The organism is Empedobacter sp. UBA7494 (assembly GCF_002478465.1).
Taxonomy (GTDB): domain Bacteria; phylum Bacteroidota; class Bacteroidia; order Flavobacteriales; family Weeksellaceae; genus Empedobacter; species Empedobacter falsenii_B.
In genome coordinates this window covers 37,019-44,220 of sequence record NZ_DLOC01000055.1, presented here as the reverse complement: position 1 = coordinate 44,220, position 7,202 = coordinate 37,019, and the positions used below count along the sequence as shown (strand labels likewise).

Sequence of the window (7,202 nt, the reverse complement as noted above, 5' to 3'; positions counted from 1 at the left end):
CCTAAATGCACTACGGGTTATTATTAATAACAATAATAGCTAAAAAGAATTTTCCAAAACCAATTAACCACGTGATATTATGCCAAATTCCAGGGAACTCTAATGCACCCAATTTGATTAAATCAACTTCAATTCCATTCATGTTCGGTTTGAAATTCGGTAACGTAATTCCCATTAACAGAATCATCACAAAATACAAAATGATGAAAATTCGCGTTCCTTTGTTGTAGAATAATTTATTCCATTCTATGCTAAATAATCTTTTCATGTTAGTTCTGTTTTTGGATTAATTGGAAAAATTGTTGCTCTAAAGATTCTTTACGTTTTACTAAATGATTCACGATAATTCCTTGTTCATAAAACATTTTGTTAATTTCTGCTGGATCTTTCTCTTCTGATAAAACAGCAAAAAGTTTGTTGTTTTCTTTGGTAACTTTTGAAACGAATGAGAACGTTTTTAGTGTATATTCCAAACTTTCCATATTTTGCGCAGCAACTTCAATACTTCCAAAACTTGAATTCATTTGATCGACAGAACCAGCATAAAGCATTTTTCCTTGATTCAGAACTACTACATGCGAACATACTTTTTCGACTTCGTCTAATAAATGACTTGCTAGAATAATTGTAGTTCCTTGTTGAGCAATTTTAATAATCAATTCACGAATCTGAATAATTCCTTGTGGATCTAAACCATTTGTAGGTTCGTCTAAAATCAACACTTCAGGATCATTTAATAACGCAGCCGCAATTGCCAAACGTTGTTTCATTCCCAACGAATATTGTTGAAATTTATCTTTTTTACGAGAAAGTAATCCAACTAATTCAAGTTTTTCGTCAATTTTTGCATAATTAACTTCTTTAATATCAGCGACAATTTTAAGATTTTTTTCTGCTGATAAATATGGGTAGAATTTTGGACTTTCGATAATAGCTCCAATTTTTTTTAACGAATCGTTATTCGGTTCTTTATCGAACCATTTCCACGAACCCGCAGTTGGATTAATTACATTAAGAATCATTCCTAAGGTTGTCGATTTCCCACTTCCGTTAGGACCAAGTAATCCATAAACGTTTCCTTTTTCCACCGAAAAACTGACGTTGTTGACCGCTGTAAAGCTGCCAAATTGTTTTGTTAGTTGATTAATTTCAAGAACTTTGTTCATAGTAGTTGAATTTGTTTTCTTTATATGTAGAGTTTTTTGTTATTTTGTTACAATTTAGAATCAATTTAAATAATATGAGAACGATACTTTATACGTTATTAATTGTACTTACAATTCATGCTAAAGCGCAAAATGGAAAAGTTTATCAAATTTTTAATCAACAAGAAAAGAAAGTTGATTTTGATAAAATGATAAAAGAATTGGCAAAATATGATGTGGTTTTGTTTGGTGAATATCATAATAATGCGATTAACCATTGGTTGCAATTGCAAACTACAAAAGAATTGTATAAGATAAAAGGAAATCAATTGAAACTTGGCGCTGAAATGTTTGAACGTCATCAGCAAACGGAATTAACTAATTATCTAGAAGGAAAAATAACAGATGAAGAGTTTCAAAAGAATACAAAGCTCTGGAGTAATTATAAAACAGATTATAAGCCTCTTGTTGATTTTGCAAAAGAGAAGAATTTAGATTTTGTAGCGACTAATGTAATGCGCAAATATGCTTCGTATGTTGCTAAGAATGGACTTGAAGCTTTGGATACTATTTCTAACGATGAAAAAGGGTTTATTGCAAAACTTCCTATTACCATAGATTATGATGCCCCTGGTTATCCTGAGATGATAAAAATGATGGGAGATCATGCAGGAGTGAAGGCAAAACAGTTTGTTGCAGCACAAGCAACAAAAGATGCAACAATGGCAGAATCAATTTTGAATAATTTGAAGAAGAATAATCTATTTATTCATTACAATGGTGATTATCATTCTAAAAATTACGGTGGAATTTATTGGTATTTGAAATATTTTCGACCTGAGCTTAAAATCGCTGTAATTGAAATTCTAGAAAGTGAAGATTTAAATGAAAAATTATCTGCAATTAAATCAAAAAACGAAAATATTACTACTACAGAGTTTATAATAGTTTTTCCTAAGGATTCGCCTAAAACCTACTAATTTTAGTGATAAACAGGAGGCTAAATTGATTTCTTTTTCATATTTTGCAATCTTAAAAATTTTTAAGTAAACAAAATTAAAAACCACAATGGACAGAAGAAATTTTATTAAATCGACTGCTGCAGCATCTACGCTAGAACTAGTATCACCAGATTCATTATTTGATTTTACATCAAAGATTGATAAAGTAAAAGTAAGACTAGTTGCTCATGGAATGAGAGGGCAAGGACATTTAGACGAACTTTTGAAGAGAAATTATTTAGAAGTTGTTGGAATTTGATTTTACATCAAAGATTGATAAAGTAAAAGTAAGACTAGTTGCTCATGGAATGAGAGAGCAAGGACATTTAGACGAACTTTTGAAGAGAAATTATGTAGAAGTTGTTGGAATCGCTGAACCAAATAAAAGAATGATTGATCTTTGTAACAAAATTTTTGCAAAACACAAGAAAAAACCTGTAGAATACTACAAAGGCTTAGACGGTTACAAAAAATTATATAAGAATAAAGAAATGCATGCTGTAGTTATTGCTACGCCATGGGAGTTTCATGAGGAGCAAACAATTGCAGCGATGAATGCTGGTAAAATTGTAGGCTTAGAGGTTTGTGGAGCGATGAATTTACAAGAATGTTGGAATTATGTAGATACATATGAAAAAACTAAAGTTCCAGTATTTATGATGGAAAATGTTTGTTACCGTCGCGATGTGATGGCTGTAATGAATATGGTTCGTAAAGGAATGTTTGGACAAATTGTTCATGGACAAGGTGGTTACCAACACGATTTAAGAAATGTATTATTTAATGATGGTAAACAACCTTATGGTGGTGGAGTTGAGTTTGGAGACAAAGGTTTCTCTGAAGCTGCTTGGCGTACAAATCATTATGTAAAACGTAATGCAGAATTATATCCAACGCATGGTTTAGGACCAATTGGTACAATGATGGATGTTAACCGTGGAAATAGAATTACACACTTAACTTCTATGGCTTCTCAGCAAGCAGGTTTAACTGATTATATCGTGAAAAATGGAGGAGCAGATCATCCAAATGCAAAAGTTAAATTCAAGCAAGGAGATATCGTTCAAACAATGTTAAAATTTGAGAACGGAGAAACAATCCTATTAACACATGATACATCTTTACAGCGTCCATATAACTTAGGTTTCCGTATTCAAGGGACTGATGGTATTTGGCAAGATATCGGTTCAGGAGGATTTAGCCAAGGTTTCATCTATTTCGAAGATGAAATGAAACATTCTCACAAATGGGCGAGCTCAGAAGATCATTTAAAAACTTACGATCACCCATATTGGAAAAAATACGAAACTCAAGCAGAAGGAGCAGGACATGGAGGAATGGATTTCTTCTTAATGAATGATTTTATCGAGTGTATTAAAGCAAACAAAGAATTCCCATTCGATGTATACGATTTAGCAACTTGGTATGCAGTAACACCATTAAGTGAAAAATCTATCGAAGGAAATGGTGCTTCTCAAGAAATGCCAGACTTTACAAGAGAAAATATAAAACAAGAAAACCAGTTTTTGGTACAGAAGATTATGGAATCTAAAACCTTATCATTAGTCATTTTAGCAGGTGGAATGGGAAGCCGCTACAAAGGACAAAAACAAATTAATCCAATTGGACCAAGTAAAGAGACGTTGATGGAATATTCAATTTTCGATGCTTTTTCTTGCGGAATAAAACATTTTGTATTCATTATTAATGATCAACTTGATGTTGAAACCAAAAAATATTTTCAAAATTTAATTGAAAAAAATGGAGGTTCAGCTGAGTTTGTTCTTCAAACGACATATACTTCTGTTCCGAGAGGAATTTACGATACAATAGAAAAACGTGAAAAACCTTGGGGAACAGGACATGCTTTAATGATTACAAAAAATCATTTAAACAATCCATTTATTGTGATTAATGCAGACGATTTTTATGGTCGTAAAGCATTTGAGAAAGCAAATGAATTGGTTCAAAACGAAAAAATTACAGCAAATACTTATGGTATGGTTGCGTACAAATTGGCCAATACGATTAGCGAAAATGGTTCTGTTTCTCGTGGAGTTTGTACTGTAACAAACGGTCATTTGGAGAATGTTGTAGAGCGTACAAATATCTATTCTAACGAAAATAAAGAAATTGTTTTCGAAGAAGATGATAACGTTTTACCATTGGACGGAGATACGGCTGTTTCGATGAATTTCTTCGTTTTACATCCTTCTATTTTTAGAAAATTAGAAGATAAATTTGAGGAATTTCTTCTCGAAAATGCTTCTCAATTGAAAGCAGAATTTTTCTTGCCAAAAGTTGTAAATGATATGATCAAAGAAGATCAATTGGAAGTGATTGTAGAAAAATCGGATGACAATTGGTTCGGAATGACTTATCCAGAAGACAGAGAAGTTGTAGTAAATTCTATTCAAAATTTAATCAATGATCAAAAATATCCAAATTCACTTTGGACATAAAATATAATGGAGAAAATATTAAAACATTATTTCGAAAATATAGATCAAGTTAGTATTAATCCAATCAGTTCTGGTTGGATTAATTCTACTTATGAAGTTGAGTACGAAGGAAAAAAATATATTTTACAAAAAATAAACACGCATGTTTTTCCTCAACCAGAAGTAATTTCGAATAATATTGACATCATTTCTGGTCATCTAAAAGCAAAGAGTTATGGTAATTCGATAATCGAAATTGTAAAAGATTTGCAAGGAAATTTATTAGCAAAAGAAGATGGAGAAATCTGGAGAATGACTTCTTTTATTCCAAATTCTATTTGTTTTGAGAAAGTAGAATCTGCGGAACAAGCATACGAAGCTGCGAAAACAATTAGTGAATTCCATTCGTATTTGTTAGATGTTAATGTTGATGAAATTCATCCTTCAATTGTCGGGTTTTTAGATTATCATAAACGTGTAAATGATTTTAAAAATGCATTGAAAAATGCGTCAACAGAGCGTTTAGAAGAAACGAAAGAAGAAGTTGCTTATATTTTAGATAATCTGCATCAAGTTGAAAAATATTTAGAAATAGATTTCCCAAAACGTGTCGTTCATGCCGATGCGAAAATCAGTAATTTCTTATTTAATAATGATAATCATTCGCAAGCAATTGCTGTGATAGACTGGGATACAATAATGCCAGGAAATATTTTGTGCGATTTTGGAGATATGATTCGTACATACGCAAATCTGAAAGCAGAAGATGATCCTAATCCTGAAAAATTGTTTGAACCTGATTATTATAAAGCGGTTAAAAATGGGTTTTTAGAACATTTAAAATATGATTTACAACCAATAGAGATCGAAAATATGGATTTTGTTGCGTATATTGTGATTTATATTCAGGCGGTTAGATTTTTGGCAGATTATTTAGAAAACGATATTTATTATTCGATTTCTTATCCAAAACAAAATCTAAATCGTACGATTAATCAAATCAATTTATTAAAAGCATTAACAAAATTTCATGAAGAAAATTCGGTTCGAAAAATATAAACCTACAGATTTTAATAACTTTTTTAAACTTGTTCAGGACGACGAAGTGATGAAATATATCTCTGGAAAAGGTTTGAATGAAGAGCAAGCAAATCACAAATTTACATCAATCTTAGAAAAAGGTAGCGTTAACGAAAACCTTGGTTTTTTTAAGGTTTATGACGAAAACGACACACTTTTAGGTGATTGTAAATTGGTGTATAACAAACACATCGAAAATTCACTTGAAATAGGTTATTTATTGAAAAAAGAATTTTGGAGAAAAGGTTTTGGATCAATGATTTGCAAACATTTATTAGCAGAATCAAAAGAAAAATTTCCTGATTTGCAAGTAATGGCTGTCATCGATCCTGATAATGTTGCTTCAAGAAAGTTGTTAGAAAAGTTTAATTTTGAATCGTATTGGAAAGGTATCGAAAATGATTTGCCTACAGAAAAATTGCTTTTAAAAGAGAAATGATACGAATAAAAGATGTCGCTTTGGCGATGGAAGAAGTAGCGCCTTTGGCGTATGCAGAGGATTTTGACAATGTTGGATTGCTTGTTGGTGATTACAATGATGAGGTAACAGGAATCTTGATAACGTTGGACACAACACCAGAAGTTGTAGAAGAAGCAATTGAGAAAAATTGTAATTTGATTGTGAGTTTTCACCCAATTATTTTTTCAGGTTTAAAGAAATTAAACGGAAAAAATTATGTTGAAAAAGCAGTGATGACAGCGATCAAAAATGGAATTAATATTTATGCAACGCATACGGCTTTAGATAATTCGAAAGTTGGTGTTAATTTCAAAATTTCTGAACAATTATCTTTATTGAATACTAAAATTCTTATTCCAAAGTCTCAAACCATCAAACAATTGATAACTTATGTTCCAACAGAACATGCTGAGCAATTGAAATCTGCGTTGTATGAAGCGGGTGCAGGGAAAATTGGGAATTACGATTCGTGCGGTTTTGCGATAGAAGGCAAAGGAAATTTTCGACCAATTGATGGCGCAAATCCTTTTATTGGAGAAGTTGGTAAGCTGGAAACAGTAAACGAAACGCGAATAGAAGTTGTGGTTCCGCAACATTTGGAAGGTGATGTGATGAATGCTTTGTTCAAAAATCATCCGTACGAAGAAGTTGCATATTCTGTTATTTCGTTGAATAATCAAAACAATTATATTGGAATTGGAATGATTGGAGAGTTAGAAAATGAAATGGAAGAACTCGATTTTTTCAATTATCTAAAAACTCAAATGAATACACCCGTTATTCGTCATTCGAAATTATTAAACAAAAAAATAAAGAAGGTTGCTGTACTTGGAGGTTCTGGCGCATTTGGAATAAAAAATGCAATTTCAGCTGGAGCGGACATTTATATCACGGCAGATTTGAAATATCACGATTTTTTTACTGCTGAAAATAAGCTTGTTTTGGCAGATATTGGGCATTTTGAATCGGAACAGTTTACAAAAAACTTAATAACTTCGTATCTTAAAGAAAAATTTACTAATTTTGTGGTCTTTAATTCTGGAATTAATACCAATCCTGTTAATTATTGTTAACT

7 protein-coding genes and 1 pseudogene are annotated in these 7,202 nt (G+C 31.5%); 6 read left to right on the top strand and 2 right to left on the bottom strand.

The genetic code is table 11. The features are described 5' to 3' along the window. Positions 1-10: 10 nt before the first annotated feature. Together B4E95_RS06950 and B4E95_RS06945 are read right to left on the bottom strand one after the other, a co-directional pair. Entirely contained in the window at positions 11-268 is a 258-nt protein-coding gene (locus B4E95_RS06950; protein ID WP_291090857.1) for a hypothetical protein, read from the bottom strand. 1 nt (position 269) lies between these two features. Further along, positions 270-1,166 carry an ABC transporter ATP-binding protein gene (locus B4E95_RS06945; RefSeq protein WP_291067672.1) on the bottom strand — a complete coding sequence of 299 codons (897 nt, stop codon included), beginning with the start codon at positions 1,164-1,166 and terminating at the stop codon, positions 270-272. Positions 1,167-1,240: 74 nt separating this feature from the next. Here B4E95_RS06945 and B4E95_RS06940 point away from each other — a divergent pair, with 74 nt between their 5' ends. The 6 genes and pseudogenes from B4E95_RS06940 to B4E95_RS06915 all read left to right on the top strand — a co-directional run bounded on the left by B4E95_RS06940 (position 1,241) and on the right by B4E95_RS06915 (position 7,200). Further along, entirely contained in the window at positions 1,241-2,125 is an 885-nt protein-coding gene (locus tag B4E95_RS06940) for a ChaN family lipoprotein (protein ID WP_291090855.1), read from the top strand. 88 nt (positions 2,126-2,213) lie between these two features. Then, positions 2,214-3,698: pseudogene (locus B4E95_RS13070) on the top strand (Gfo/Idh/MocA family protein). Beyond that, positions 3,688-4,608 carry a nucleotidyltransferase family protein gene (locus tag B4E95_RS13065; RefSeq protein WP_291061590.1) on the top strand — a complete coding sequence of 307 codons (921 nt, stop codon included), beginning with the start codon at positions 3,688-3,690 and terminating at the stop codon, positions 4,606-4,608. Before B4E95_RS13070 ends, B4E95_RS13065 begins: the two are co-directional and overlap by 11 nt. 6 nt (positions 4,609-4,614) lie before the next feature. Further along, positions 4,615-5,646, top strand: a complete 1,032-nt coding sequence (locus tag B4E95_RS06925; RefSeq protein ID WP_291090850.1) for a phosphotransferase enzyme family protein — start codon at positions 4,615-4,617, stop codon at positions 5,644-5,646. Next, positions 5,618-6,106, top strand: coding sequence for a GNAT family N-acetyltransferase (locus B4E95_RS06920; protein ID WP_280051139.1), 489 nt, complete (start codon positions 5,618-5,620; stop codon positions 6,104-6,106). Before B4E95_RS06925 ends, B4E95_RS06920 begins: the two co-directional genes overlap by 29 nt. Continuing rightward, complete coding sequence (locus tag B4E95_RS06915; protein ID WP_414647145.1) at positions 6,103-7,200, top strand: Nif3-like dinuclear metal center hexameric protein; 1,098 nt, start codon at positions 6,103-6,105, stop codon at positions 7,198-7,200. The genes B4E95_RS06920 and B4E95_RS06915 overlap by 4 nt, the downstream gene beginning before the upstream one ends. Positions 7,201-7,202: the final 2 nt, after the last annotated feature.